This is a genomic window from Pseudomonas sp. MIS38 (assembly GCF_019891575.1).
Taxonomy (GTDB): domain Bacteria; phylum Pseudomonadota; class Gammaproteobacteria; order Pseudomonadales; family Pseudomonadaceae; genus Aquipseudomonas; species Aquipseudomonas putida_A.
In genome coordinates, this window is the sequence record NZ_JAFLXF010000001.1 from 1 (window position 1) to 25,451 (window position 25,451).

General features: G+C 59.9%; 25 protein-coding genes. 10 read left to right on the top strand and 15 right to left on the bottom strand.

The window, feature by feature from the left end; translation table 11 throughout:
- Window positions 1-207: 207 nt before the first annotated feature.
- Window positions 208-1,407 (bottom strand): tyrosine--tRNA ligase, encoded by a 1,200-nt coding sequence (tyrS, locus tag J1G18_RS00005; RefSeq protein WP_098965875.1) that lies wholly within the window; start codon window positions 1,405-1,407, stop codon window positions 208-210.
- A gap of 212 nt (window positions 1,408-1,619) precedes the next feature.
- Between tyrS and J1G18_RS00010 the strand changes: the two genes are divergently transcribed.
- Together J1G18_RS00010 and J1G18_RS00015 are read left to right on the top strand one after the other, a co-directional pair.
- Complete coding sequence (locus J1G18_RS00010) at window positions 1,620-3,044, top strand: peptidoglycan DD-metalloendopeptidase family protein (RefSeq protein WP_098965877.1); 1,425 nt, start codon at window positions 1,620-1,622, stop codon at window positions 3,042-3,044.
- Between the two features lie 3 nt (window positions 3,045-3,047).
- Entirely contained in the window at window positions 3,048-4,139 is a 1,092-nt protein-coding gene (locus J1G18_RS00015; RefSeq protein ID WP_098965878.1) for an anhydro-N-acetylmuramic acid kinase, read from the top strand.
- A 75-nt stretch (window positions 4,140-4,214) separates the two neighbouring features.
- On the opposite strand, the gene erpA is transcribed toward J1G18_RS00015, so the two are convergent.
- Together erpA and argC are read right to left on the bottom strand one after the other, a co-directional pair.
- Window positions 4,215-4,565: an iron-sulfur cluster insertion protein ErpA gene (gene erpA / locus J1G18_RS00020; protein ID WP_003228776.1), complete on the bottom strand. Its 351-nt coding sequence runs from the start codon at window positions 4,563-4,565 to the stop codon at window positions 4,215-4,217.
- Window positions 4,566-4,733: 168 nt separating this feature from the next.
- Window positions 4,734-5,768, bottom strand: coding sequence for an N-acetyl-gamma-glutamyl-phosphate reductase (argC, locus tag J1G18_RS00025; protein ID WP_210556571.1), 1,035 nt, complete (start codon window positions 5,766-5,768; stop codon window positions 4,734-4,736).
- A gap of 135 nt (window positions 5,769-5,903) precedes the next feature.
- Between argC and hemJ the strand changes: the two genes are divergently transcribed.
- From hemJ to coq7, 6 genes are all read left to right on the top strand, one after another.
- On the top strand, window positions 5,904-6,332 hold the full coding sequence (gene hemJ / locus J1G18_RS00030) for a protoporphyrinogen oxidase HemJ (RefSeq protein WP_210556569.1): 429 nt from the start codon (window positions 5,904-5,906) through the stop codon (window positions 6,330-6,332).
- 34 nt (window positions 6,333-6,366) lie between these two features.
- Entirely contained in the window at window positions 6,367-7,335 is a 969-nt protein-coding gene (locus J1G18_RS00035) for an NAD(P)H-dependent flavin oxidoreductase (RefSeq protein WP_135296673.1), read from the top strand.
- Between the two features lie 79 nt (window positions 7,336-7,414).
- Window positions 7,415-8,362 (top strand): DUF805 domain-containing protein, encoded by a 948-nt coding sequence (locus J1G18_RS00040; RefSeq protein ID WP_103368672.1) that lies wholly within the window; start codon window positions 7,415-7,417, stop codon window positions 8,360-8,362.
- 61 nt (window positions 8,363-8,423) lie between these two features.
- Window positions 8,424-9,212 (top strand): SDR family NAD(P)-dependent oxidoreductase, encoded by a 789-nt coding sequence (locus tag J1G18_RS00045; protein ID WP_098965888.1) that lies wholly within the window; start codon window positions 8,424-8,426, stop codon window positions 9,210-9,212.
- Between the two features lie 80 nt (window positions 9,213-9,292).
- A complete protein-coding gene (locus tag J1G18_RS00050; RefSeq protein ID WP_003228789.1) occupies window positions 9,293-9,631 on the top strand; it encodes a histidine triad nucleotide-binding protein in 339 nt (112 codons plus the stop codon).
- Window positions 9,632-9,828: 197 nt separating this feature from the next.
- Complete coding sequence (coq7, locus tag J1G18_RS00055) at window positions 9,829-10,476, top strand: 2-polyprenyl-3-methyl-6-methoxy-1,4-benzoquinone monooxygenase (protein WP_027610738.1); 648 nt, start codon at window positions 9,829-9,831, stop codon at window positions 10,474-10,476.
- A 116-nt stretch (window positions 10,477-10,592) separates the two neighbouring features.
- Here coq7 and speD read toward each other — a convergent pair whose 3' ends face one another.
- On the bottom strand, window positions 10,593-11,387 hold the full coding sequence (speD, locus tag J1G18_RS00060) for an adenosylmethionine decarboxylase (RefSeq protein WP_027610737.1): 795 nt from the start codon (window positions 11,385-11,387) through the stop codon (window positions 10,593-10,595).
- Window positions 11,388-11,624: 237 nt separating this feature from the next.
- Complete coding sequence (locus J1G18_RS00065; RefSeq protein WP_003228794.1) at window positions 11,625-12,047, bottom strand: OsmC family protein; 423 nt, start codon at window positions 12,045-12,047, stop codon at window positions 11,625-11,627.
- 239 nt (window positions 12,048-12,286) lie between these two features.
- On the opposite strand from J1G18_RS00065, the gene crp reads away from it, so the two are divergent.
- On the top strand, window positions 12,287-12,931 hold the full coding sequence (gene crp, locus J1G18_RS00070; RefSeq protein WP_007966430.1) for a cAMP-activated global transcriptional regulator CRP: 645 nt from the start codon (window positions 12,287-12,289) through the stop codon (window positions 12,929-12,931).
- Window positions 12,932-12,941: 10 nt separating this feature from the next.
- Here crp and J1G18_RS00075 read toward each other — a convergent pair whose 3' ends face one another.
- The 4 genes from J1G18_RS00075 to J1G18_RS00090 form a co-directional block, all read right to left on the bottom strand.
- Window positions 12,942-13,643 carry a biotin/lipoate A/B protein ligase family protein gene (locus tag J1G18_RS00075; protein WP_098965890.1) on the bottom strand — a complete coding sequence of 234 codons (702 nt, stop codon included), beginning with the start codon at window positions 13,641-13,643 and terminating at the stop codon, window positions 12,942-12,944.
- A gap of 137 nt (window positions 13,644-13,780) precedes the next feature.
- Window positions 13,781-14,617: an indole-3-glycerol phosphate synthase TrpC gene (trpC, locus tag J1G18_RS00080; RefSeq protein WP_098965892.1), complete on the bottom strand. Its 837-nt coding sequence runs from the start codon at window positions 14,615-14,617 to the stop codon at window positions 13,781-13,783.
- On the bottom strand, window positions 14,614-15,663 hold the full coding sequence (gene trpD, locus J1G18_RS00085) for an anthranilate phosphoribosyltransferase (protein WP_003228800.1): 1,050 nt from the start codon (window positions 15,661-15,663) through the stop codon (window positions 14,614-14,616). Before trpD ends, trpC begins: the two co-directional genes overlap by 4 nt.
- A 9-nt stretch (window positions 15,664-15,672) precedes the next feature.
- On the bottom strand, window positions 15,673-16,266 hold the full coding sequence (locus J1G18_RS00090) for an aminodeoxychorismate/anthranilate synthase component II (RefSeq protein ID WP_047596412.1): 594 nt from the start codon (window positions 16,264-16,266) through the stop codon (window positions 15,673-15,675).
- Window positions 16,267-16,673: 407 nt separating this feature from the next.
- On the opposite strand from J1G18_RS00090, the gene estP reads away from it, so the two are divergent.
- Window positions 16,674-18,584, top strand: coding sequence for an esterase EstP (gene estP / locus J1G18_RS00095; protein WP_223006901.1), 1,911 nt, complete (start codon window positions 16,674-16,676; stop codon window positions 18,582-18,584).
- A 173-nt stretch (window positions 18,585-18,757) separates the two neighbouring features.
- Here estP and trpE read toward each other — a convergent pair whose 3' ends face one another.
- The 6 genes from trpE to J1G18_RS00125 form a co-directional block, all read right to left on the bottom strand.
- Window positions 18,758-20,239: an anthranilate synthase component I gene (gene trpE / locus J1G18_RS00100; RefSeq protein ID WP_098965895.1), complete on the bottom strand. Its 1,482-nt coding sequence runs from the start codon at window positions 20,237-20,239 to the stop codon at window positions 18,758-18,760.
- A gap of 71 nt (window positions 20,240-20,310) precedes the next feature.
- Complete coding sequence (locus tag J1G18_RS00105; protein WP_047296963.1) at window positions 20,311-21,129, bottom strand: phosphoglycolate phosphatase; 819 nt, start codon at window positions 21,127-21,129, stop codon at window positions 20,311-20,313.
- On the bottom strand, window positions 21,126-21,800 hold the full coding sequence (gene rpe, locus J1G18_RS00110; protein ID WP_003228808.1) for a ribulose-phosphate 3-epimerase: 675 nt from the start codon (window positions 21,798-21,800) through the stop codon (window positions 21,126-21,128). Before rpe ends, J1G18_RS00105 begins: the two co-directional genes overlap by 4 nt.
- A gap of 80 nt (window positions 21,801-21,880) precedes the next feature.
- Window positions 21,881-23,029 (bottom strand): iron-containing alcohol dehydrogenase, encoded by a 1,149-nt coding sequence (locus J1G18_RS00115; RefSeq protein ID WP_098965896.1) that lies wholly within the window; start codon window positions 23,027-23,029, stop codon window positions 21,881-21,883.
- Between the two features lie 277 nt (window positions 23,030-23,306).
- Window positions 23,307-24,131 (bottom strand): ABC transporter permease, encoded by an 825-nt coding sequence (locus J1G18_RS00120; RefSeq protein WP_041070101.1) that lies wholly within the window; start codon window positions 24,129-24,131, stop codon window positions 23,307-23,309.
- 12 nt (window positions 24,132-24,143) lie between these two features.
- Complete coding sequence (locus tag J1G18_RS00125; protein WP_098965898.1) at window positions 24,144-25,391, bottom strand: ABC transporter permease; 1,248 nt, start codon at window positions 25,389-25,391, stop codon at window positions 24,144-24,146.
- Window positions 25,392-25,451: the final 60 nt, after the last annotated feature.

Sequence of the window (25,451 nt, forward strand, 5' to 3'; positions counted from 1 at the left end):
CTCCGCTTTCGACCGAGAAGATCGAACCGTCAAAAGAGCCAAACATCACCGCTCTTTCAACTCCTTCCAGGCTTCGATGAACTGAAGCAAGTCGCTGTCGAAAACTGCGTAACTCATTGAATCTCAAGGAGTTTTCCGTTTCGACTGCGCCGGAAGTGGGGCGAATTATAGACTTCTAAAATTCGCCGTCAACCCCTAAATCCAACTTTATTCAGATTTCAACGTGATGCGTGCAAATGCCTTCTTGCCCGCCTGGCAAACGTGGGTCGCGCCCAGCACATATATAAAGGAGCGATCAACCACCTCACCATCCACACGCACACCACCGGAAGCCAACAAATCACGCGCAGCCGCCGAGTTCTTCACCAGCCCTGCCTTATTAAGGACGGCCGCAATCGGCATATCTTCAGCAGAGACCAGTTCGATCTCCGGCAGATCATCCGGCAGCTCACCATCCTTCATACGGTTACCAGCAGCGCGATGCGCATTGGCGGCAGCCTCCTCACCGTGGAAGCGAGCGACAATCTCTTCTGCCAGCTTGATCTTGATATCGCGCGGGTTAGCCCCTGCCTCTACATCCGCACGGAAGGCATCGATCTCATCCATCGAACGGAAGCTGAGCAGCTCAAAGTAACGCCACATCAGCGCATCCGGAATCGAAACCAGCTTGCCGTACATCACACCTGGCGCTTCCTGGATACCCACGTAGTTGCCCAACGACTTGGACATCTTCTTCACGCCATCCAGGCCCTCGAGCAACGGCATGGTCAGAATGCACTGAGCTTCCTGACCATAACCACGCTGCAGCTCACGCCCCATCAGCAAGTTGAACTTCTGATCGGTACCGCCCAGTTCGACATCCGCGCGCAGAGCAACCGAGTCATAACCCTGAACCAGCGGATAGAGGAACTCATGAATAGCGATCGGCTGATTGGTGGTGTAACGCTTATCGAAGTCATCACGCTCAAGCATACGCGCGACAGTGTATTGCGAAGTCAGACGAATAAAGTCCGCCGGCCCCATCTGATCCATCCAGGTGGAGTTGAACGCAACTTCGGTTTTCGCCGGATCCAGAATCTTGAACACCTGAGACTTGTAGGTCTCGGCGTTTTCCAAAACCTGCTCGCGAGTCAAAGGAGGACGCGTAGCGCTCTTGCCGCTTGGATCACCGATCATCCCGGTGAAGTCACCAATCAGGAAGATCACCTGATGCCCCAATTCCTGGAACTGGCGCAGCTTATTAATAAGCACGGTGTGACCCAAGTGCAGATCCGGGGCGGTTGGATCGAAACCAGCCTTGATACGCAGCGGCTGGCCGCGCTTGAGCTTCTCGATCAGCTCGGACTCGACCAATAGTTCTTCCGCACCACGTTTAATCAGCGCTAGCTGCTCTTCAACCGACTTCATAACAGACCCGCAAGGCTCAGATTCAAAGGGAACCAACCATACAAGATCGTGCACCAATTACAAGTTTTGCCCGGCGCACGGACACCAATCTGCAGACAGGGTGTCTGTAGACTTGCTTCGGGGATGATTTGGTTATATTTTATACAGTTATTTCATCTTCATCATGTCATGCATCTTTTCCAATTCATCTTTTTTCAAAGTCAAAATTACTTATGACCACTGAACCGTCTAAAGCGCCACCGCTTTACCCGAAGACCCACCTGCTTGCCGCAAGTGGAATCGCCGCCCTTCTCAGCCTGGCGCTCCTGGTATTTCCTTCCAGTGATGTTGAAGCAAAAAAGACGACCCTGAGCCTGGAACTGGAAAGTCCTGCTGAACAACTGACACAAGATCAAGACGCTGCTGACGCGATTCAAGCCACAAATGAGCCAGCAGCCTCACCTTTCGCCCAGATCGAAAACAGCACCGAAGAAACCCCGAAAACCGCTGAAGCCGCACCTGCCCCAGCTCCGGCTGCAGAGAAATCAAAAGCCCCGGGGCACCGCGAAGTCGTCGTCTCCAAAGGCGATACGCTCTCTACATTGTTCGAGAAAGTCGGTCTGCCAGCCGCTGCTGTGCACGAAGTGCTGGCCAGCGACAAACAAGCCAAACAGTTCAGCCAGCTCAAGCACGGCCAGAAGCTGGAGTTCGAATTGAACCCGGAAGGCCAACTGACCAGCCTGCACAGCAAGGTAAGCGACGTCGAAACCATTACCCTGACCAAGAATGACAAGGGCTACGCATTCAACCGCGTAACAGCCAAGCCGACCGTTCGCACGGCTTACGTGCACGGCGTGATCAATAGCTCCCTGTCACAATCCGCTGCCCGTGCAGGCCTGTCCCATAGCCTGACCATGGATATGGCCAGCGTCTTCGGCTACGACGTCGACTTCGCTCAGGACATCCGTCAAGGTGACGAATTCGACGTGATCTACGAGCAGAAAGTGGTCAACGGCAAGGCAGTGGGCACCGGCCCGATTCTGTCTGCACGCTTCACCAACCGCGGCAAGACCTACACCGCCGTGCGTTACACCAACAAACAAGGCAACAGCAGCTATTACACCGCTGATGGCAACAGCATGCGTAAGGCGTTCATCCGTACCCCGGTGGACTTCGCCCGCATCAGTTCGAAATTCTCCATGGGCCGCAAACACCCGATCCTCAACAAGATCCGCGCCCACAAAGGCGTCGATTACGCAGCGCCACGCGGTACGCCAATCAAGGCTGCCGGTGACGGTAAAGTGCTGTTGGCTGGTCGCCGCGGTGGCTACGGCAACACGGTGATCATCCAGCACGGCAACACCTACCGCACGCTGTATGGCCACATGCAAGGCTTCGCCAAAGGCGTGAAAACCGGCGGCAGCGTCAAGCAGGGCCAAGTGATCGGTTACATTGGTACCACCGGCCTGTCCACTGGACCGCACTTGCACTATGAGTTCCAGGTCAACGGTGTTCACGTCGACCCACTGGGCCAGAAGCTGCCGATGGCAGATCCGATCGCCAAGTCCGAGCGCGCACGTTTCCTTGCGCAGAGCCAGCCGCTGATGGCGCGCATGGATCAAGAGAAGGCCACCATGCTGGCTTCGAGCAAGCGCTAAGCCATGGCTCTTTATATCGGCGTGATGTCCGGCACCAGTCTCGATGGGCTGGACATCGCCCTGATCGAGCAGACCTCGGCGATCAAACTGATCGCCACGCTTTACATCCCCATGCCTGAAACCCTGCGCGCCGAGCTGCTTGGCTTGTGCGCCAGCGGCCCCGACGAGATTGCCCGCTCGGCGATCGCCCAGCAGCACTGGGTCAAACTCGCTGCACAGGGCATCCATACCCTCCTCGATCAGCAGCAACTGAAGCCTGAGGCCATTCGTGCAATCGGCAGCCATGGCCAGACCATTCGCCATGAGCCCGCTCGTGGCTTCACAGTGCAGATCGGCAATCCCGCACTACTGACCGAGCTGACCGGCATCACCGTGGTTAGCGACTTCCGCAGCCGCGACGTGGCTGCTGGCGGTCAGGGTGCCCCACTGGTGCCAGCCTTCCATGAGGCTTTGTTCGAAGAGCGTAACGGCAACCGCGCAGTCCTGAATGTCGGCGGTTTCAGCAATCTCAGTCTGATAGAACCGACCAGGCCTGTAGCCGGTTTCGACTGCGGCCCTGGGAATGTGCTGATGGATGCCTGGATTCATCAGCAACGCGGCGAGAACTATGATCGCAACGGCCAGTGGGCAGCCACCGGCACGGTCGAGCCAGTCTTGCTGAAAGCTCTGCTCGGCGACCCGTTCTTCGTGACCAAAGGCCCGAAGAGCACTGGCCGGGAAGTGTTCAACCTGCCGTGGCTGGAGCACCACCTCTCAAGTTTGCCGAGCTTCGCTGCTGAAAACGTTCAGGCAACGCTGCTCGAACTGACGGCGCAGACCATCGTCGAGTCGCTGCAAAGCGCTCAATCCGATACGCGGGAAATGTTGGTCTGCGGCGGCGGCGCTCACAACGCTACGCTGATGAAACGTCTTGCCGACCTGCTGCCTAACGCCACCGTCGCCAGCACCGCCACTCACGGCGTCGATCCGGACTGGGTCGAGGCAATGGCCTTCGCCTGGCTGGCCCATTGCTGCCTCGAAGGCATTGCCGCCAATCGCCCGAGCGTCACCGGCGCCAAAGGCCTGCGGGTACTCGGCGCCATCTATCCCAACTGAATAAAACGCCAGCAACAAAAAACGCCGCAGAACCGTAAGGCTCTGCGGCGTTTTGTTGTGCGCAGCGAGGTGCGATCAGATCGAGAACGAAGAGCCGCAACCACAGGTCGTGGTGGCGTTCGGGTTCTTGATCACGAAGCGCGAACCTTCCAGACCTTCCTGATAGTCCACTTCGGCACCCGCCAGGTACTGGAAACTCATCGGATCGACCACCAGACTCACGCCTTCGCGCTCGACGATGGTGTCGTCCTCGGCCACATCTTCATCGAAGGTGAAGCCGTACTGAAACCCCGAACAACCGCCGCCCGTAACGAATACGCGCAGCTTCAAGCGATCATTCCCCTCTTCATCGACCAGGCTCTTCACCTTGTGCGCAGCACCTTGGGTGAATTGCAAAGCCGTGGGGGTGAAGGATTCGACGCTCATGCTGACTATCTCCCGGCGTTACGCCGCCATAATGCGTGATGACGCGCATTATCCGCTTGTCCTAGAAAATCGGTCAACTATTGTTACGGTATATCAATAAACCCGACCAACTGCCCAGAATGCAAAAAGGCCCGTTTAACGGGCCTTTTTGCTGTGTTACCGAACGTGTTACGGCAGCATGCCTGCGTGGGACAGGCCGAAGCGCTCATCCAGGCCGAACAGAATGTTCATGTTCTGCACCGCCTGACCCGACGCGCCTTTGACCAGGTTGTCTATCACCGACAGCACCACCACCAGATCACCATCCTGCGGACGATGTACAGCGATGCGGCAGACGTTTGCGCCACGCACGCTGCGGGTTTCCGGATGGCTGCCGGCCGGCATCACGTCGACGAACGGCTCGTTGGCATAACGCTTTTCGAACAGTGCCTGCAGATCCACCGAACGATCAACCACGGTCGCGTAGAGCGTGGAATGAATGCCACGAATCATCGGGGTCAGGTGCGGGACGAAGGTCAGACCGACATCCTTACCGGCAGCGCGACGCAGACCCTGGCGAATTTCCGGCAGATGACGGTGACCTTTCACCGCATAAGCCTTCATGCTTTCCGACGTCTCGGAATACAGCGAGCCTACAGAAGCACCGCGACCAGCACCGCTGACGCCGGATTTGCAGTCAGCGATCAGACGCGAAGTATCAGCCAGACCCGCTTCAAGCAGCGGCAGGAAACCCAACTGTGTGGCGGTTGGATAGCAACCCGGTACGGCGATCAGACGCGCCTTCTTGATCTGCTCGCGATTGACTTCCGGCAGGCCGTAGACCGCCTCGTCCAGCAACGCCGGCGCACCGTGTGGCTGTCCGTACCATTTGGCCCATTCTTCAGCGTCCTGCAACCGGAAGTCCGCTGACAGGTCGATGACCTTGGTGCCCACCGCCAACAGTTCACCGGCCAACGCATGGGCAACGCCGTGCGGGGTGGCGAAGAACACAACGTCGCACGCACCCAGGGTTTTGATGTCCGGCACGCTGAACGCCAGACCGTCGTAGTGACCGCGCAGGTTCGGGTACATGTCAGCCACGGCCAGACCGGCCTCGGATCGGGAAGTGATTACCACCACTTCTGCCTGCGGATGCTGTGCCAACAGACGTAGCAGTTCGACACCGGTGTAACCCGTGCCGCCGACGATACCGACCTTGACCATAAACCTGCCCTCAACGAACCCACTGGAAAGCCGTCGATAATAGGGGCCGCGCGCCCCTGCGACAACCATCAAGGTGACGTGCGGACGCTCAAGCCTCTACTATCCCGGCTACCGTGAACCTGGGAATAACCAAAAATGTTCTATCTGTGGATCAAAGCGTTTCACATCGTCAGTGTCGTGTGCTGGTTTGCCGGGCTGTTCTACTTGCCGCGGCTGTTCGTTTATCACGCGCAAAGTGAAGACGCGATCAGCAAGGAACGCTTCAGCCTCATGGAGCGCAAGCTGTATCGCGGCATCATGGGCCCGGCGATGATCGCCACGCTGATCTTCGGCGGCTGGCTGATCTACCTCAATCCGGGCATCTTCAGCATGGGCGGCTGGATTCACGCCAAGCTGACCCTGGTTGTCTTGCTGATCGGCTACCACCACATGTGCGGCGCGCAGGTAAAACGCTTCGCCCGTGGCGAGAACACCCGCAGCCATGTCTTTTATCGCTGGTTCAATGAAGTGCCGGTTCTGATATTGCTGGCTATCGTAATTCTGGTCGTGGTCAAGCCGTTCTAACTTCATAACAGCATCACACCTCGGGGGATTTCCAATGTCGTTGCCCGCTCTGCTCGAACAACGTCTGCGCTTGCCGGTAGTGGCGGCGCCGATGTTCCTGATCTCCAACCCGGAGCTGGTGCTCGCCTGCTGCCGTAACGGCGTGGTTGGCAGCTTCCCGGCGCTGAACCAGCGTGAAAGCAGCGGCTTCAAGGCCTGGCTGGAGCAGATTGAAGCGGGCCTGGCGACACTGGACAACCCGGCGCCGTATGCAGTGAACCTGATCGTGCACAACAGCAATCCACGCCTGCAGGCGGATCTGAACATCTGCGTCGAGCACAAGGTGCCGATTGTCATCACCAGCCTCGGCGCAGTGAAGGAACTGGTCGATGCCGTGCACAGCTATGGTGGACTGGTGTTCCACGACGTGACCACGCGCCGGCATGCCGAGAAAGCCGCCGAAGCCGGAGTCGACGGCTTGATCGCCGTCGCGGCGGGCGCCGGCGGCCATGCCGGCACCTGGAGTCCGTTTGCACTGATCGCCGAGATCCGTGAATTCTTCGATAAAACCCTGTTGCTTGCCGGATGTCTTAACCACGGCCATGAGATTTTGGCCGCACAGCTGCTCGGCGCGGATTTGGCCTACTTCGGTACGCGATTTATCGGCACCACCGAAAGTCATGCGCCTGATGCCTATAAGGACATGCTGCTGACGGCCAAGGCGGCGGACATCATTCATACTCCTGCAGTCTCCGGAGTACCGGCCAGCTTCATGCGCCAGAGCCTGGAGGCGGCGGGTTTCGACATGGCCGCGCTGCAAGGCAAGGGCGAAGTCAATTTCGGTGACAAGCTCAAACCGATCAACGATGAAGCCAAGGCCTGGAAGACCGTGTGGTCGGCCGGCCAGGGCGTAGGCCAGATCGACGACCTGCCGAGCGTCGACCAGTTGATCGCCCGGCTCGACGCGGAATATCGTCAGGCGCAGGAACGCGCGGCGCAATTGCCCAAACGCTGGCCGCGCTGAGAAAAATCAGGCCAGTGATCGACCGACTGGCCTTACACTTGCTGACTTTCAATTGATTCGCGACAAGGATGCCCCGACCATGAGCGAACCTCGTTACAAGATCGTTTTCGACGGTGCTCTGCAGCCCGGCGTCGATCTCACCACCGCCAAGCTCAATCTGGCGGCCCTGTTCAAAAGCGATGTTGCCGCCATCGAGCGCCTGTTCAACGGCAGCACCGTCGCCCTCAAACGCGACCTGACCCACAGCGATGCGCAGACTTATCTGCAAGCACTGAGCAAGACCGGGATCGATGCACGGATCGAAAGCGAAACGGCGATCGAACTGAGTCTGTCGGACGTGCATGAACAACCGGCGACTTTCAACGAACCCGCATCACCCTATGCGCCACCTCGGGCCAATGTCGGCGAAAACCTGCCAGCATTCGCAGTGCTCAAGCCCTTCAGCGTCGAAGGCCGGATCGGTCGCCTGCGGTTTCTGGCCTGGACGATGGTACTGAGCCTGGTGACCCTGCCGATCGTGGGCATATTCGCCCTGCTCGCTCTCGGACTGGTCAGTGGCGACTCCACCACCGGCCTGATCATTGGCGGGATATTCGCGTTCTTCCTGTTCCTCGGCTTCATCATTGTCAGCATTCTGTTCAGCGTACAGCGCCTGCACGATATCGGCTGGTCCGGCTGGCTGTGGCTGCTGAACCTGGTGCCGTTCGTGGGCAGCTTCTTCCCGCTGGTGATCATGGTCGTGCCGGGCAACACCGGCGCCAACCGCTACGGCCCGCCACCGCCACCCAACAGCACCGCGGTCAAAGTGCTGTGCTCGTTGTGGATCGTGTTCTTCGCCCTGGTATTTGCCGGTGGCATGCTCGGCGGCATCTCGGCCATTCAGCAGGAATACGAAAGCAACCTTGAGAGCAGCTACGAAAGCGGCTCGGTCACCACCGATGAAGTCGAGGTCGAGACTGAACCGGCGAATTCCGTGGACGATGCAGCCGAAGCGGCCCCGGCCCCTGTAGACTCTGCGAAAGAATGAACAACGCTCCCCGCCGTGACACCTGCGTCGCTGGCGCGGAGCTGTTGCGATGGAGAATTGCATGACCCGTTACGCTCTGATCACTGGCGCCTCCAGCGGCATCGGCCTGGCCCTGGCTGAAGCGCTGGCCCGGCGCGGCCGCAGCCTGATTCTGGTGGCCCGCCAGCGTGATCAGCTGGAAAGTATCGCGATCGAACTGACCCAGCGCTTTGGCGTGGAGGTGTTGTTCCGCGCCTGCGACCTGGGCGAGCCATTGCGCTTGTCCGGCTTCCTGCTGGAACTGGAAGAAGGCGACCGGCAGATCGATCTGTTGGTCAACTGCGCCGGCATCGGCACCTGCGGCCCGTTCCTCGCCCAAGACTGGATGACCGAGCAGGATCTGATCGAAGTCAACATCCTCGCCCTCACCCGCCTGTGCCACGCCATCGGCAACAGCATGGCGCTGCAGGGCGGCGGACAGATCCTCAACGTCGCCTCGGTGGCGGCGTTCAATCCCGGCCCGTGGATGAGCACTTACTACGCCAGCAAGGCTTACGTATTGCACTTCTCCGAAGCGCTGCGGGTTGAACTGAAACAGAGCGCGGTCAAAGTCTCGGTACTTTGCCCCGGCCCGACCCGCACCGCATTCTTCCGCACCGCGCAGCTCAACAGCGACAAACTCAAGGACAGCAAACTGCTGATGAGTCCCGAGGAAGTCGCGCTGTACACCGTGCGTGCACTGGAGAAAAACCGCGCCATCATCATTCCGGGACGACGCAACCGGTGGCTGGCCTTCCTGCCACGCCTCGGCTCGCGCTGGCTCAATCGCACCATCGTCGGCATGGTCAACAAGGCTTACTGCCCGCGCTGAACTGTCCTACGGCAAAACACTGGGCGGGGTCATTTCCCATGAGTACACTCAGGCCAGCCCCCACAACGGAGAAAACAGCAGTGGATACTCTGTTCACCAAGATCATCAACCGGGAGATCCCGGCCAAGATCATTTACGAGGACGACCAGGTTCTGGCGTTCCACGACATCGCCCCTCAGGCACCGGTGCATTTTCTGGTGATCCCGAAGAAACCGGTGCGCACCCTCAACGACCTGACCGAAGACGACAAGGCACTGGCCGGGCACATCCTGTTCACTGCCCAGCGTCTGGCACTGGAGCTGGGCTGCGAGGAAGGCTTCCGGGTGGTGATGAACTGCAATGAAAAAGGTGGCCAGACCGTCTATCACATTCATATGCACGTACTTGGTCAGCGCCAGATGAACTGGCCGCCGGGCTGATTCACTGCATCCGCCCCTGTAGGAGCGGGCTTGCTCGCGAAAGCGGAGTGTCTGACATTGATATTCTGAAGATGCCGACGCCTTCGCGAGCAAGCCCGCTTCCACCAAAAGCATGACCGCGTGGCAAATGACCCAGCGCAAACCTTCCCCGGCCGATTCGGTTAAACTGGCGGTCGAGATTTTTCCCGGAGGTCAGCATGACTACCCAACGTCACTACTCGCCGATTGACCGTCTTCTGCTGCAAGCCGATGCCGCGATGCGTACCCTGCTGCCTTTCAGCGGCCAGCCGTACCGTCCGTCGCCTGCCATCGTGCAGCCGGATGTGCAGATGAGCGATGAAGACACCCGCCACGTCGCCGGCCTGATGCGCATCAACCACACCGGTGAAGTCTGCGCCCAGGCGCTGTATCAGGGGCAGGCGCTGACCGCCAAGTTGCCGCAGGTGCGTGCTGCCATGGAGCACGCCGCCGAAGAAGAAATCGATCACCTGGTGTGGTGCGAACAGCGCATCCATCAACTGGGCAGCCATACCAGCGTGCTCAATCCGCTGTTCTATGGAATGTCGTTCGGCATCGGCGCTGTAGCTGGTCTGATCAGTGACAAGGTCAGCCTTGGCTTCGTCGCGGCCACCGAGCATCAGGTGTGCAAACACTTGAACGAGCACCTGGAACAATTGCCGGCCGAGGACGAAAAGTCCCGGGCGATTCTGGAACAGATGCGCATTGATGAAGAGCATCATGCGGAGAGTGCACTGGATGCGGGTGGTTTCCGTTTTCCGGCGCCGGTGAAGTTCGGGATGAGTCTGTTGGCGAAGGTGATGACCAAGAGTACCTACAGGATCTGACTTCAGTGTTGTCTGGCAGGGCCCCTTCGCGAGCAAGCTCGCTCCCACAGGGTTCTGTTTCGGTAATAAAAAAGGCGACTACCGCACGGTAGTCGCCTTTTTTGTGCCCGGGAATCTTACGCCGGCATGTTGCGCGCGTAGAAGATTTCCAGCATTTCGTGTTTCACACGCTCGGTCACCTGAGCACGCTGCTCGGAGGACAGGTTGCTGGTGGCGTCGCCGAACAGGTAGTTATCCAGTTCGAAGTTCTTCAGCAGCATTTTGGTGTGGAACAGGTTTTCCTGGTACACGTTCACGTCGGTCATCTGGTACGCGTCGCGAGTGTCTTCGGAAAGGTAGTTCTGGATCGAGTTGATCTCGTGGTCGATGAAGTGCTTGTTGCCTTCAACGTCACGGGTGAAGCCGCGCACACGGTAATCCACAGTCACGATGTCCGAATCGAACTGGTGAATGAGGAAGTTGAGCGCTTTAAGCGGTGAAATGACACCACAGGTCGACACGTCGATGTCCACACGGAACGTCGCAATACCGGCGTCCGGATGGATTTCCGGATAGGTATGCACCGTGATGTGACTCTTGTCGAGGTGGGCAAGGATGATTTCGGGCAATGGACCCGGGGACTCTTCGATCTGGCTGTCAGTCGGGGTCACCGGCTCTTCCGAGATCAGAATCGTGACGCTGGCACCCTGAGGCTCATAGTTCTGACTCGCGATGTTCAGAATGTTGGCACCAATGATTTCGACAACTTCCGTGAGGATCTGCGTCAGGCGTTCGGCGTTGTACTCTTGATTGATGTACTCGACGTAAGCCTGCTGGTCTTGCGGGGTTTCCGCGTAGCAGATGTCATAGATGTTGAAGCTCAAGGTCTTTGTCAGGTTATTGAACCCGTGGAGCTTGAGTTTGCTTTTCACCGTTAAAAACTCTCTATGTATGCGGCGCAGCCGCGTGATCAAGCATGCCCGTCAAGTGCGAACAACGCACCTGCGTAGGACGGTTAACACCTCTTCGCGATGGCGATTTTGGTTATCTGTTCAGGCGGACGATCCGTCGGTTGACCGATCACTGCCCTGAAAAAAGTGGCGCATTATGCAGACGTCAGCGAGGGATCGCCAGAGTCTGCACTGCTTTTATGATAGTTGAATGTCGATTCAACCGAGCTCGACGATTTCATAATCGTGAGTGATCGCCACGCCGGCCGCGCCGAGCATGATCGAGGCCGAGCAATACTTCTCGGCAGACAGTTCGATGGCGCGCTTGACCTGGGCTTCTTTCAGGCCACGGCCCTTGACCACGAAGTGCATGTGGATCTTGGTGAACACCTTCGGATCTTCGGTCGCGCGCTCGGCTTCGAGGAACGCTTCGCAGCTTTCAACCGCCTGACGCGACTTCTTCAGGATGCTGACCACGTCGAAGTTGCTGCAACCGCCAACGCCCAGCAGGAGCATTTCCATCGGGCGAACACCCAGATTACGACCACCGGCGTCCGGCGGTCCGTCCATGACCACAACATGTCCGCTACCGGATTCGCCGAGGAACATGGCTTCGCCAGCCCATTGGATGCGTGCCTTCATCGCCAAGACTCCACTGTAGAAAAAAGGGTCGCCAGCTTAGCACAGGCCTTTGCTCTGGCAGCGCCCGGCGTTCCTAGGACGGATGCCTCAGCTGCGTAGGTAATTTCTCGAATTTTCGACGAAGTGTCTGGTAAGCTGGCGCCAATTCGCTGGCGCCAATTGTCAGCCTGTGTAGCGACCGCCTTCAACGCCTCATAAAAAAATCAAACATCACCGTGCAGTCTTTTCGGGATACAACCATGGTTGCTATTACCCCCACACCCAAAATCAAGAACCTCGACAAGCTGTTGATGCATTGCCAGCGCCGTCGCCATGCGGCCAAGAGCAACATCATCTGCGCCGGCGATCGCTCGGACACGCTGTACTTCATCATCAAAGGTTCGGTCACCATCTTGATCGAAGATGACGACGGCCGCGAAATGATCATCGCCTACCTCAACGCCGGGGACTTCTTCGGCGAGCTGGGTCTGTTCGAACAGGCAGGCCAAGAACAGCAACGCAGCGCATGGGTGCGGGCCAAGGTCGAATGCGAAATCGCCGAAATCAGCTACGTGAAGTTCCGCGAACTGTCGCAGCAGGATCCAGACATTCTTTACGTCCTCAGCGGACAAATCGCCCAACGTCTGCGCAATACCACGCGCAAGGTCGGCGACCTGGCGTTCTTCGACGTTACCGGTCGCGTGGCCCGCTGCCTGCTGGAGCTGTGTAAGCAGCCCGACGCGATGACCCACCCGGACGGCATGCAGATCAAGGTGACCCGTCAGGAAATCGGCCGGATTGTCGGTTGTTCGCGGGAGATGGTCGGTCGCGTGCTCAAGGATCTTGAAGAACGCAACCTGGTCGATGTGAAAGGCAAGACCATGGTGGTCTTCGGCACGCGCTAAGCGCACAAAATCAGGCGCTGTAGACCTGCGCCAGCATCAGACGAAACAGCTCATCCAGACGCGCCAAAGCCGTTGGCGCGACGAACTTCTCATGCAGGGCGATGTGGCTTTCGGCGCGCACCCGCTGCTCCAGACCGCAAGCCTCGTTGAAGCGATTGACCGCTGCAACCATCGACTCGCGCTCGTTATCCATCAGCATCGCCCCGTGCACCAGCCCCACCGGACGCTGCCCGCCCTGACTCTGGCGCCAGCGCTGAGCGGTGCCGACCATCTTGCGGCCGTCGAGATTGACGTTGAAACGACCGTCGCAGAACGCGCCGTCGATTTCGCCCAACGACGACACACCACCCAACTCATCGAGCAATTCACAGATCGGATCACACAGGCGCCGGTAACCGGTTTCGATGCGGTTCAGATCGCCCTCGCTGCGGGGCGGGGCGTAAACCAATGCGATGTTGATGGTTGAAGCGGATTGCGGGACCGGTTCACCGCCGGTTTCCCGCAGCAAGACTGGCCAGCCGGCAGCAGCGGAGACTTCACAGGCGTGGTCAAAACCGGGCAGACGATTGAGCCGGCGCGGCATGACCAGAGCGCAATCGCTCGGTTGCCAGAACAGCAGGCCGAATTCGGCGTCGCCGGCGCAGATCGAGGCCAACAGGTCTTGCTCGGCCTTGAGGCCGGCTTCGATGGTCAGGGGGGTTGGCAGCGACATGGAGAACTCCGGCAGATCGTAAATCTTCGGGAAATTTGAAGGCCCTTTCGCGAGCAAGCCCGCTCCCACAGGGGGAAATGCATTCCAAATGTGGGAGCGGGCTTGCTCGCGAAGGGGTCGACTCGGTCTAACGGCAATCAGTCGAGAGTCGAACCACTGACCGGAACGCCACGCTCCGGGAAGAACAGGCGCTGCAGTTCGGTGCCCGGGCTTTCCGCGCGCATGAACGCTTCGCCCACCAGGAACGCATAAACGTCGCTGATTTCCATCAACTCGACATCGGCACGGTTGAGGATGCCGCTCTCGGTAATCACCATACGGTCGCGCGGGATGCGCGGCAGCAGGTCGAGGGTGGTTTCCAGGCTGACGTCGAAGGTGTGCAGGTTGCGGTTGTTGACCCCGACCAGCGGCGTGTCGAGGGTTTTCAGTGCGCGTTCCAGCTCATCGCCATCGTGCACTTCCACCAGCACATCGAGACCCACGCCTTTGGCCACCGAGGCCAGCTCAGCCATTTTCACGTCGTCCAGTGCGGAGACGATCAACAGCACGCAGTCGGCGCCCAGCGCGCGGGCTTCGACGATCTGGTACGGATCGATCATGAAGTCCTTGCGAATTACAGGCAGTTTGCACGCGGCGCGGGCCTGTTGCAGGTAGACATCAGCGCCCTGGAAGTAGTCGATATCGGTCAGTACGGACAGACAGGTCGCACCACCCTTCTCATAGCTCTTGGCAATGTCGGCAGGCACGAAGTTCTCGCGGATCACGCCTTTGCTCGGCGAAGCCTTTTTGATTTCGGCGATCACCGCCGGCTGCTTCTTCTTGGCCTGCGCCAGCAATGCCTGGGCAAAACCACGGGGTGCATCGGCCGCCTTGGCCAGACTTTCCAGCTCGCTCAGGCTGACGCGAGCGCTACGCTCGGCGACTTCCTGGACTTTGCGCGCCAGAATGTTTTCCAGAACCGTCGGTACACTCATCCCTCATTCTCCACTTTGAATACCGCGGTAAAGGCACCCAACTCCTCGAGTTTTTCCCGAGCAAGACCGGTGTGCAGAGCATCGTGCGCAAGCGCCACGCCTTCTTTGAGACTGGTCGCCAGGTCAGCCGCGTACAGCGCCGCACCGGCATTGAGCACAATCATTTCGGCAGCCTTCTGGCCGTTCTCGGTCTTGCGCTTGCCCAGCGCATCGCGAATCAGCGCCAACGACGCTTCCGGGCCTTCGACCGACAGACCGTGCAGGCTCTGGCTCTTCATGCCCAGATCTTCCGGCTCGACCCAATACTCAGTGATCTCGTTGTTCTTCAGTTCAGCGACAAAGGTAGGCGCGGCAAGACTGAACTCGTCCAGACCGTCCTTCGAATGCACCACCAGCACATGTTTGCTACCCAGGCGCTGCAAGACTTCGGCCAACGGCCGGCACAGCGCAGGGGTAAACACGCCCACCACCTGATGTTTGACACCGGCCGGATTCGTAAGCGGGCCGAGCATGTTGAACAGCGTACGCAGGCCGAGATCGCGACGCGGGCCAGCGGCGTACTTCATGGCTTTGTGATGAGTCTGGGCAAACATGAAACCGATGCCGACATTGTCGATGCAACGGGCGACCTGTACCGGCGTCAGGTTCAGGTAAATGCCGGCTGCTTCCAGCAGGTCGGCGCTGCCGCTCTTGCCCGATACCGCGCGGTTGCCGTGCTTGGCCACGGTACAACCGGCTGCCGCGACGACAAACGCGGACGCCGTCGACACGTTGAAAATGTTCGCACCGTCACCGCCTGTGCCGACCACATCGACCACGCCGTCGAGGGTCTTGAGTTCGACCTGATCGGCCAGCTCACGCATCACCGAAACGGCGCCGACGATTTCATCGATGCTCTCGCTCTTCATGCGCATGGCCATCATGAATGCGCCGATCTGCGCCTCGGTGCATTGACCGGTCATGATTTCGCGCATCACGTCGCGCATTTCTTCGGTGCTGAGGTCGAGGTGTTCGACGATACGGCTCAGGGCTGTCTTGATGTTCATGGGAAGTCCTTAGCGCGTGCCGCCGGTTTGTTTGAGGAAGTTGGCAAACAGTTCATGGCCCTGCTCGGTCAGGATCGACTCAGGGTGGAACTGTACGCCCTCAATGTTCAGGGTCTTGTGCCGCAGGCCCATGATTTCGTCGACTGAACCATCATCGTGCTGCGTCCACGCGGTCAGTTCCAGGCACTCGGGCAAAGTATCGTGCTTGACGATCAGCGAGTGGTAGCGGGTAACCGTCAGCGGATGATTCAGACCGGCAAAAACGCCCTTGTCCTCATGGAATACCGGGCTAGTCTTACCGTGCATCACCTGACGGGCACGCACGACATCGCCGCCGAACGCTTGGCCAATCGATTGATGGCCGAGGCAGACGCCGAGGATCGGCAATTTGCCGGCGAAATGCTTGATGGCTTCGATGGAAATGCCGGCTTCGGTCGGCGTGCACGGGCCTGGCGAGACCACGATGCGCTCGGGGTTGAGCGCTTCGATTTCGGCGACGGTCAGTTCGTCGTTGCGCACGACTTTGACCTCGGCACCCAGCTCGCCGAGGTACTGCACAACGTTGTAAGTAAAGGAGTCGTAGTTGTCGATCATCAGCAACATGGCGTTTCGAACCTCTTGAATTCTGACTTGAAGACAGCCTTCGAATGACTTGCCCGCAGGGCGCTGCACGATGTCGGACGCGCAGGTGGCGTCGGCACAGCGGCATTTCAAACGGGTAAGGAAGGCAAAGCGATACAGATCCGGCCGGGCCGGCAGAAAAGATTCAGGCGCGCCAACGCCAACGGGCGTGTGCCTTGATGACTTGATCCAGAAGTTTGCTGACGATCAACACGGGGAAGGTCTCGTTCATACGTTCCGGCACAGTAACTTAGCTGGACGGAGCGTGCAATATGGCGGGGCTGACGGGGGACAAAACTAAGGGAGGCTTCGCGACCGATGGCAAAACGCCGGGAGTTTTTGGTACTGTCGTTTCGTTCACCTACAACAATAAATAAACGGACTTGCTCATGATCAAACAGACGTTGTTTGTACCGCTCGCCGGTTGCCTGCTCGCCATGGCTTGCGCCCAGGCGTACGCAGCACCCGCGCCCTACTCCAACTTCATCGTCTTCGGCGACAGCCTGAACGATGCCGGGACCTTCAAGGACAGCGGCGGCCCGGCCGGCGCCACGCAGCGCTACACCAACCGCACCGGCCCGCTGTACAAGGACGGCACCGGAGAAAACCGTGACCTCAACGCCACCCAGATCATCGGCGGCAAACTCGGTTTCAGCCCCGACCAGACCGCCTCCTCGTCCTCGGCCGTGCGCGCCGGTGAAGGTCTGGCCGATGGCAACAACTGGGCGGTGGGCGGTTACCGTACCGACCAGATCCTCGACTCGATCACCACCCAGTCCGCCACCGGCGAACGCACCCGCAGCGGTTACCTGCCGTCGAACGGCTTCCGTGCCGACCCGAACGCGCTGTATTACCTGTCGGGGGGCGGCAACGATTTCCTTCAAGGCCGCGTACTCAGTCTCGATCAGGCCAGCGCCGCAGCCGATCGCCTGGCCGACAGCGCCCGCACGCTGCAAGGCGCCGGCGCCAAATACATCATGGTCTGGCTGCTGCCGGACATCGGCCTGACCCCGGCCATCAACGGCTCGCCGCTGCAGGGTTTCACCTCGCAGCTCAGCGCCCAGTTCAACACCGAGCTGGTCAAGCAGTTGCAGGGCATCAACGCCGAAATCATCCCGCTGAACATCCCGGTGCTGCTCAAAGAAGCGTTCGCCAACCCGGCGCAGTTCGGCCTCGCGACCGACCAGAACCTGACGGCCACCTGCTTCAGCGGCAACAGTTGCACCGAGAACGCCCGATACGGCATCAACAGCGCTACGCCGGATCCGACCAAGCTGATCTACAACGACGCAGTGCACCCGACCGAAGCCGGCCAGCGCTTGATTGCCGACTACGCCTACTCGCTGCTCGCCGCCCCTTGGGAGCTGACCCTGCTGCCGGAAATGGCCCAGGGTTCGTTGCGCGCGCATCAGGATGAACTGCGCAATCAATGGCTGGCCGATTGGGAAAACTGGCAAGCCGTGGGCCAATGGCGCGCCATCGTTGCCGGCGGCGGTCAACATCAGGACTTCGACGGCCAACACAGCGCCGCCAGTGCCGACGGCAACGGCTACAACCTGAACATCGGCGGCAGCTATCGCGTCAACGAAGCCTGGCGGGTCGGTCTGGCCGCGGGTCTCTACCACCAGAAACTCGAAGCCGGCGACGCAGACTCCGAATACAAACTCAACTCCTACATGGGCACCGCGTTCGCCCAGTATCAGCAAAACCGCTGGTGGGGCGATCTGGCGATGACCGCCGGCAAACTCGACTACGACAGCCTCAAGCGTAAATTCCAGCTTGGGGTCAACGAGCGCGGAGAGAAAGGCGATACCGACGGTTACGTGCTGGCGATCAGCGGCCGCCTCGGCTACGACATCGCGCAGCAGGCCAGCAGCCCGTGGCACCTGTCGCCGTTCGTCAGCGCCGACTTTGGCAAGACCGAAGTCGATGGCTACTCGGAAAAAGGCGCGGATTCCACAGCGCTGACCTTCGATGACCAGTCGCGCAACTCGCGGCGTCTGGGCGTGGGTATCCAGGGCAAGTACCAGATCACCGCGCAGACTGAAGTGTTCGGTGAGTTCGCTCACGAACGTGAGTACAACGACGACCGCCAGGATCTGACCATCAACCTCAACAGCCTGCCGGGCAACCGTTTCACGCTCGAAGGCTACGAGCCGCAGACCAACCTCAATCGCCTGAACCTGGGCGTGAGCCATAAGCTCACGCAGGATTTGGCGTTGCGCGCCAGCTACAACGTGCGCAAGGATGATGACTTTACCCAGCAGGGGGTGAACGTCGGGGTCAGTCTCGATTTCTGATCTGCTGGCATAAAAAACGCGGCGCCCTCACAGGCGCCGCGTTTTTTTATGGCTGATCACAACACAATGTGGGAGCGGGCTTGCTCGCGAAAGCGGTGTATCAGCCGACATCCATTTTGAATGCCAGCCCGTATTCGCGAGCAAGCCCGCTCCCACAGGGGGATTGTGTGGACTCAGCTTTCCGGGGTCTGCTCAGCCAGGGCCACGGCGCGGAACATCGCGCGGCGTTTGTTCAGGGTTTCTTCCCACTCCAGCGCCGGCACCGAGTCGGCAACGATGCCGCCACCGGCCTGCACGTGCAGTTCGCCGTTCTTGATCACCGCGGTACGAATCGCAATCGCTGTGTCCATGTTGCCGTTCCAGGCAAAGTAACCGACCGCACCGCCATACACGCCACGCTTGACTGGCTCCAGTTCGTCGATGATTTCCATCGCACGGATCTTCGGTGCGCCGGACAAGGTGCCCGCCGGCAGAATCGCCCGCAGCGCGTCCATCGCGGTCAGCCCGGCCTTCAACTGGCCGGTGACGTTGGAGACGATGTGCATCACGTTGGAATAGCGCTCGATGACCATTTTCTCGGTGAGTTTCACCGAGCCGATTTCCGAAACCCGGCCAGTGTCGTTACGACCAAGGTCGATCAGCATCAAGTGCTCGGCGATCTCCTTGTCGTCCGACAGCAGATCCTCTTCCAGCGCCAGATCCGCCTCTTCGGTGGCTCCGCGTGGACGAGTGCCGGCAATCGGGCGCACGGTGATCAGGTTGTCTTCGACCCGCACCAGCACTTCCGGCGAACTGCCGACGACGTGGAAGTCGCCGAAGTTGAAGAAGTACATGTACGGCGTCGGGTTGAAGCAACGCAGGGCGCGGTACAGATCGATCGGCGCAGCCTTGAAGTCGATCGACATGCGCTGCGACGGCACGACCTGCATGCAATCGCCCGCGAGGATGTATTCCTTGATGGTGTCGACGGCTTTTTCGTAGTCGCTCTGGGTGAAACTGGAGCGGAACAGCGGATCAGCCGCTTGTTGCTTGCTGAAATCCAGGCCACGGCGCGGGGTAATCGGCTGGCGCAGTTTCTCCAGCAGTGCCTGCAATTGCGCCTGGCCTTGCTCGTAAGCATCGGCTTGCGCCGGATCGGCGAGGACAATCGCGTGCATCTTGCCGGCGAGGTTGTCGAACACCACCACTGCATCGGAAACCATCAGCAGAATGTCCGGCACGCCCAGTGGGTCCGGGTTCGGGCATTTGCCCAGACGCTTCTCGACATAACGCACACAGTCATAACCGAAGTAACCGACCAGGCCACCGTTGAAACGCGGCAGACCGGCGATGGTCGGCACGTTGTAGCGGGCCTTGAAGGTTTCGACGAAAGCCAGCGGGTCTTCGACGTCATGGCTTTCGGTCTCGACGCCATCGACGGTGATGCTCACGTGATGGTCGTGCACCCGCAGCACGGTGCGGCACGGCAGGCCGATGATCGAGTAACGGCCCCATTTCTCGCCACCCTGCACCGATTCGAGCAGGTAGGAGTTTGGCTGGTCGGCCAGTTTCAGGTAGATCGACAGCGGGGTGTCGAAGTCGGCCAGGGTTTCGCAGGCCAACGGAATGCGGTTGTAGCCGTCAGCGGCCAGGCGCAGGAATTCTTCGCGGATCATGGGGTGCCTCGTGGTGTGAGGGGCAAATCAGTCAGGTGTGCAAACGCGCCGGCAAGCCGGCCAGGCATCAGTCAGGCGCGCCAACGCCAGCGGGCCAGGGCCTTGATGACTTTCATCCAGAGTTTGCGGGTGACCACCACGATGGCGTTTCCAGAATGGGATTGAGAAGCGTCGGGCAACGTTATCTCAGCGGCTGTACCGAGGCAACCGGGAATTAGCTTGCGCAGATCGTCGATCACCAGTGCCGGGGATTCCTCGGCAATCGGTCGACCGTGGTTGTAGCCGTAGCTCAGCGCCACGCACTTGACCCCCGCCGCTTTCGCCGCCAGCACGTCGCTGCGCGAATCGCCGACGAACAGCGATTGCGAGGCCGGGATGTTGGCCATTTTCATCACGAAGAACAGTGCCGCCGGGTCGGGTTTCTTTTGCGGTAGCGTATCGCCACCGATGATCCACTTGAAGTAGCGGCCGATCTTCATCTGATCCAGCAGCGGCGCGACAAAACGCTCCGGCTTGTTGGTGATCAATGCCATGGCCACGCCCTGTTTGTGCAGCCATTTGAGAGTGTCGCGTACGCCGGGATAGACCACGGTCAGCTCATGACTGGCGCCATAGGCCTCCATGAACACTTCCAGCGCGTGCTCGGCCTCGACGTCATCCACCGCCGAATGATCGATGCCACCGGCCAGCGCCCGGCGCACCAGCACCGGTGCGCCATTGCCGACCCACTCGCGTACCGCCTCGATACCGGCAGGCTTGCGGCCGAGGGAGAGCAGCATGGTGTCCACCGCCGCCGCCAGGTCGGGAACCGAGTCGATCAACGTGCCATCCAGATCGAACATCACCAACCGTGGCAGTTGCCCCGGGAACAGCTGCTCAAAACCGCTCATGGGCGCGCCAGCGCCAGTTCGGAACGCATCTTGTCGATGACTTCCTGATAGTTCGGTGCATTGAAGATCGCCGAACCGGCCACAAAGGTGTCAGCGCCAGCGGCCGCGATTTCACGGATATTGTTGACGTTGACCCCGCCGTCGATTTCCAGACGGATGTCACGCCCCGAGGCATCGATGATCGCCCGCGCTTCGCGCAGTTTGTCGAGGGTGCCAGGAATGAACTTCTGCCCGCCGAAGCCCGGGTTGACGCTCATCAGCAAGACCATGTCGACCTTGTCGATCACGTACTTGAGCACGTCCAGCGGGGTCGCCGGGTTGAACACCAGGCCGGATTTGCAGCCGCCTTCACGGATCAGTTGCAGCGAACGATCGACGTGCAGCGTGGCTTCCGGGTGGAAGGTGATGTAAGTGGCGCCGGCCTCAATGAAGTCGCCGACAATGCGATCCACCGGGCTGACCATCAGGTGTGCGTCGATCGGCGCAGTGATGCCGTACTTGCGCAGTGCCGCGCAAACCATCGGGCCGATGGTCAGGTTCGGCACATAGTGGTTGTCCATGACATCGAAGTGGACGAAGTCGGCACCGGCGGCCAGAACATTGTCCACTTCTTCGCCGAGGCGGGCGAAGTCGGCGGAGAGAATCGACGGAGCAATTACGAAGGGCTGCATGACGCACCTTTTCTGAGCTAAATCACGATGGCGCGCATTGTATACCTCAAGTTTCCGTGCGCGCACCGTGACCGCGATGATCAGTACGCCGCTCGGTAGATCTTCTCGATATCCGCAGCGCTGAGCTTGCGCGGGTTGTTGCGCATCAGACGCTCGATTCCCGCGGCCTCCACGGCCATGGCCGGGATCGCCTCTTGCGGAACGCCAAAACTGCGCAGCCCGGCCGGAATTTCCACCGCCGCGCACAGTTCGGTCATTGCCTGCACGGCTTTGTCCGCCGCCTCGGTGGCGCTCAGATGAACGGTCTTCACCCCCATGGCTTCGGCGATATCCTGCATGCGCTCGACGCAGGCCATCTTGTTCCAGGTCATGACATACGGCAGCAACAACGCGTTACTCACGCCATGGGCGATGTTGAAGCGCCCGCCCAACGGATAGGCCAACGCATGCACCGCGCCGACTCCGGCATTGCCGAACGCCATCCCGGCCATCAGGCTGGCGGTGGCCATGTCCTCACGGGCCTGCAGATTGGCGCCATTGGCATAGGCCTTGGGCAGCGACTTGGCAATCAACCTGATTGCGCCGAGCGCCAGCGAATCGGTGATCGGCGAAGCGTTGACCGACAGATAGGATTCGATGGCATGCACCAGCGCATCGACGCCACTGGCGGCGGTGACGCTGCGCGGGCAGGTCAGGGTCATTTGCGGGCTGACCAGCGCCACGTCCGGCAACAGGTAGTCGCTGACGATGCCTTTCTTCAGTTGCGCGACCTTGTCGGAGAGGATGGCGACGTTAGTCACTTCCGAGCCGGTGCCGGCGGTGGTCGGGATGGCGATCAGCGGCGGGCCTTTGCGCGGCACCTGATCGACGCCGAACAGGTCTTCCAGCGCGCCGTGGTATCCGGCATACGCGGCGACACTCTTGGCGATGTCGATGGCACTGCCGCCACCGAGACCGATCAAGCCGTCATGCCCGCCCTCGCGATACACGCGCATGCAATCTTCGACGATGGCGATTTCCGGGTCCGGCAGCACCCGATCAAAAATCTCGTACTCGCGCCCGCCCAATTGGCACAGCGCCAGCTCCACGGTGCCGGACTTGACCAGCGCGGCGTCGGTGACGATCAGCGGGTTGTCGATATCCAGCCGCGTGAGCTCCGCCGCCAGTTGCTCGATGGCCCCGGCGCCGGTGATCAGTTTGTGAGCAATTTTGAACTGGGACAGACTCATCGTGCGCAGCCTCTTATAGATGTGGGAGCTGAGCACAAGCGTAGCTGAGGGTTTGGGGTTGTCTGGTATTCAGTTGGTGAATAATCAAGAGCAAAAGCCCCTCACCCTAACCCTCTCCCGGAGGGAGAGGGGACTGACCGAGCTGCACTCTCGAAGTCCATCGACGTGCAATACCGAGTCGAACTCAGATTCTGAACAGCATGAAGATCTGCTCCCTTTCCCCCTCGCCCCCTTGGGGGAGAGGGCTGGGGTGAGGGGGTGGCTTTTGATCTGGGCGTCAGACCTGCGCGGTACGCAGTTTCTCGCTACGGCCACGCAGCCATTCCAGCGTCAGTAACAAAATCACCGAAAAAGCGATCAGCAAGGTGGCCGCCGCCGCAATCGTCGGGCTGAGGTTCTCGCGGATCCCGCTGAACATCTGCCGTGGCAAGGTCGCTTGCTCGGGGCCGGCGAGGAACAGCGTCACCACTACTTCATCGAACGAAGTGGCAAAGGCAAACAGCGCCCCGGAAATCACCCCCGGCGCAATTAACGGCAGGGTCACCCGACGGAACGTGGTCAATGGCGAAGCGCCAAGGCTGGCCGCCGCCCGCACCAGATTGTGGTTGAACCCCTGCAACGTCGCCGACACGGTGATGATCACGAACGGCACACCCAGCACTGCGTGCACCACGATCAGCGAGAAGAAGCTGTTGCCCAGACCCAGCGGCGCGAAGAACAGATAACTCGCCACACCAATGATCACCACCGGCACCACCATCGGCGAAATCACCAGCGCCATCACCAGCGCCTTACCGGGGAAATCGCCACGGGTCAGGCCAATGGCGGCCAGGGTGCCGAAGACCATCGCCAGCACGGTCGCCGCAGGAGCGACGATGATGCTGTTCTTCAGCGAGCGCATCCATTCCGCCGAGGCGAAGAAGTCCTGATACCAGTGCAGGGAGAAGCCCTGCAGTGGGTACACCAGAAAACTGCCGGAGTTGAACGACAGCGGCACGATCACCAGCACCGGCAGAATCAGGAACAGCAGGATCAGGCCGCAGAGAATCCGCAAGCTGTAGAACCACACCCGTTCGATGGGCGACATGTAAGGACTCAGCATTTCAAATTCCCCTTAGCTCAGGCGCAGGCGACTGGCGCCCACCAGCCAGCTGTAGATCAGATAAAGCACCACGGTCGCCAGCAGCAACAAGCCGCCCAGCGCAGTGGCCATGCCCCAGTTGATGCTGGTGTTGGTGTAGAACGCGACGAAGTAGCTGACCATCTGATCGTTCGGGCTGCCGAGCAGCGCCGGGGTGATGTAGTAGCCGATGGCGAGGATGAACACCAACAGGCAACCGGCACCGACGCCGGCATAAGTCTGCGGGAAGTACACCCGCCAGAAACTGGCGAACGGGTGACAACCCAGCGAAATCGCGGCGCGCATGTAGGTTGGCGAGATGCCTTTCATCACGCTGTAGATCGGCAGAATCATGAACGGCAGCAGGATGTGCACCATCGAGATGTAGACCCCGGTGCGGTTGAACACCAGCTCCAGCGGCTTATCGATGATGCCCATCGCCATCAGCGCGCTGTTGATCAGCCCGCCCGATTGCAGCAACACGATCCACGCCGCGACCCGCACCAGAATCGAGGTCCAGAACGGCAACAGCACCAGAATCATCAGCAGGTTGCTCTGCCGCGATGGCAGGTTCGCCAGCAGGTAGGCCAGTGGATAGGCGAGGAACAGACAGATCACGGTGATGATCAGGCCCATCCAGAACGTGCGGGCGAAGATGTCGAGGTAGATCGCCTGATCCGGGGTGGCCGGGGCCAGTTCGCCGAGATCATCGATACGGTGATCCACCGCCGCCAGCAGGTAGTAAGGCGTGATGCTGCTGGTGTTGCGTTTGACCGCTTGCCAGTAGGCCGGATCGCCCCAACGCTCATCGAGCGCTTCGAGGGCTTCTTTATAGGAGGCCGGTTCGCTGGCGAAGGGCAGCGCCCGGGCGGTTTTGGTCAGCAGGCTGCGATAGCCGGCCAACTCCATGTTCAAGCGCTTGGACAGATCGCCCAGCGTCTGGTTTTTGCGGGCTTCGGCGAGATCTTCGCCGGCCGCTTTGTACACCGGTTCAGCGGGCAGGCCACGGCCGTCCCAACTGGCGATGGCCGCCACGGTGCGCGGCATGCCGCCGACCACTTCCGGGTTGCCGACGCTTTTGTAGAGCAGCGCCACGATCGGCACCAGAAACACCAGCAACAGAAACAGCACCAGCGGCGCAATCAACGCCTGAGCCTTCCAGCGGTTGACCCGCTCGGCGCGCTTGAGCTTCTGCTTCAAGGTGGGGCTGGCGCCCTCGTTCAGGGGAACGGCGATGGCCATGACGTACTCCGCAAATCTTTGATCGTTACAGAGGTGGCGAACCACCTCTGTTGTGTTGAA

What these genes read in the sequence shown, in the direction of transcription:
- tyrS (WP_098965875.1), bottom strand. Translation starts at nt 1,407, where the DNA reads ATGAAGTCGGTTGAAGAGCAGCTAGCGCTGATTAAACGTGGTGCGGAA.
- J1G18_RS00010 (WP_098965877.1), top strand. Translation starts at nt 1,620, where the DNA reads ATGACCACTGAACCGTCTAAAGCGCCACCGCTTTACCCGAAGACCCAC.
- J1G18_RS00015 (WP_098965878.1), top strand. Translation starts at nt 3,048, where the DNA reads ATGGCTCTTTATATCGGCGTGATGTCCGGCACCAGTCTCGATGGGCTG.
- erpA (WP_003228776.1), bottom strand. Translation starts at nt 4,565, where the DNA reads ATGAGCGTCGAATCCTTCACCCCCACGGCTTTGCAATTCACCCAAGGT.
- argC (WP_210556571.1), bottom strand. Translation starts at nt 5,768, where the DNA reads ATGGTCAAGGTCGGTATCGTCGGCGGCACGGGTTACACCGGTGTCGAA.
- hemJ (WP_210556569.1), top strand. Translation starts at nt 5,904, where the DNA reads ATGTTCTATCTGTGGATCAAAGCGTTTCACATCGTCAGTGTCGTGTGC.
- J1G18_RS00035 (WP_135296673.1), top strand. Translation starts at nt 6,367, where the DNA reads ATGTCGTTGCCCGCTCTGCTCGAACAACGTCTGCGCTTGCCGGTAGTG.
- J1G18_RS00040 (WP_103368672.1), top strand. Translation starts at nt 7,415, where the DNA reads ATGAGCGAACCTCGTTACAAGATCGTTTTCGACGGTGCTCTGCAGCCC.
- J1G18_RS00045 (WP_098965888.1), top strand. Translation starts at nt 8,424, where the DNA reads ATGACCCGTTACGCTCTGATCACTGGCGCCTCCAGCGGCATCGGCCTG.
- coq7 (WP_027610738.1), top strand. Translation starts at nt 9,829, where the DNA reads ATGACTACCCAACGTCACTACTCGCCGATTGACCGTCTTCTGCTGCAA.
- J1G18_RS00065 (WP_003228794.1), bottom strand. Translation starts at nt 12,047, where the DNA reads ATGAAGGCACGCATCCAATGGGCTGGCGAAGCCATGTTCCTCGGCGAA.
- crp (WP_007966430.1), top strand. Translation starts at nt 12,287, where the DNA reads ATGGTTGCTATTACCCCCACACCCAAAATCAAGAACCTCGACAAGCTG.
- J1G18_RS00075 (WP_098965890.1), bottom strand. Translation starts at nt 13,643, where the DNA reads ATGTCGCTGCCAACCCCCCTGACCATCGAAGCCGGCCTCAAGGCCGAG.
- trpC (WP_098965892.1), bottom strand. Translation starts at nt 14,617, where the DNA reads ATGAGTGTACCGACGGTTCTGGAAAACATTCTGGCGCGCAAAGTCCAG.
- trpD (WP_003228800.1), bottom strand. Translation starts at nt 15,663, where the DNA reads ATGAACATCAAGACAGCCCTGAGCCGTATCGTCGAACACCTCGACCTC.
- J1G18_RS00090 (WP_047596412.1), bottom strand. Translation starts at nt 16,266, where the DNA reads ATGTTGCTGATGATCGACAACTACGACTCCTTTACTTACAACGTTGTG.
- estP (WP_223006901.1), top strand. Translation starts at nt 16,674, where the DNA reads ATGATCAAACAGACGTTGTTTGTACCGCTCGCCGGTTGCCTGCTCGCC.
- trpE (WP_098965895.1), bottom strand. Translation starts at nt 20,239, where the DNA reads ATGATCCGCGAAGAATTCCTGCGCCTGGCCGCTGACGGCTACAACCGC.
- J1G18_RS00105 (WP_047296963.1), bottom strand. Translation starts at nt 21,129, where the DNA reads ATGAGCGGTTTTGAGCAGCTGTTCCCGGGGCAACTGCCACGGTTGGTG.
- rpe (WP_003228808.1), bottom strand. Translation starts at nt 21,800, where the DNA reads ATGCAGCCCTTCGTAATTGCTCCGTCGATTCTCTCCGCCGACTTCGCC.
- J1G18_RS00115 (WP_098965896.1), bottom strand. Translation starts at nt 23,029, where the DNA reads ATGAGTCTGTCCCAGTTCAAAATTGCTCACAAACTGATCACCGGCGCC.
- J1G18_RS00120 (WP_041070101.1), bottom strand. Translation starts at nt 24,131, where the DNA reads ATGCTGAGTCCTTACATGTCGCCCATCGAACGGGTGTGGTTCTACAGC.
- J1G18_RS00125 (WP_098965898.1), bottom strand. Translation starts at nt 25,391, where the DNA reads ATGGCCATCGCCGTTCCCCTGAACGAGGGCGCCAGCCCCACCTTGAAG.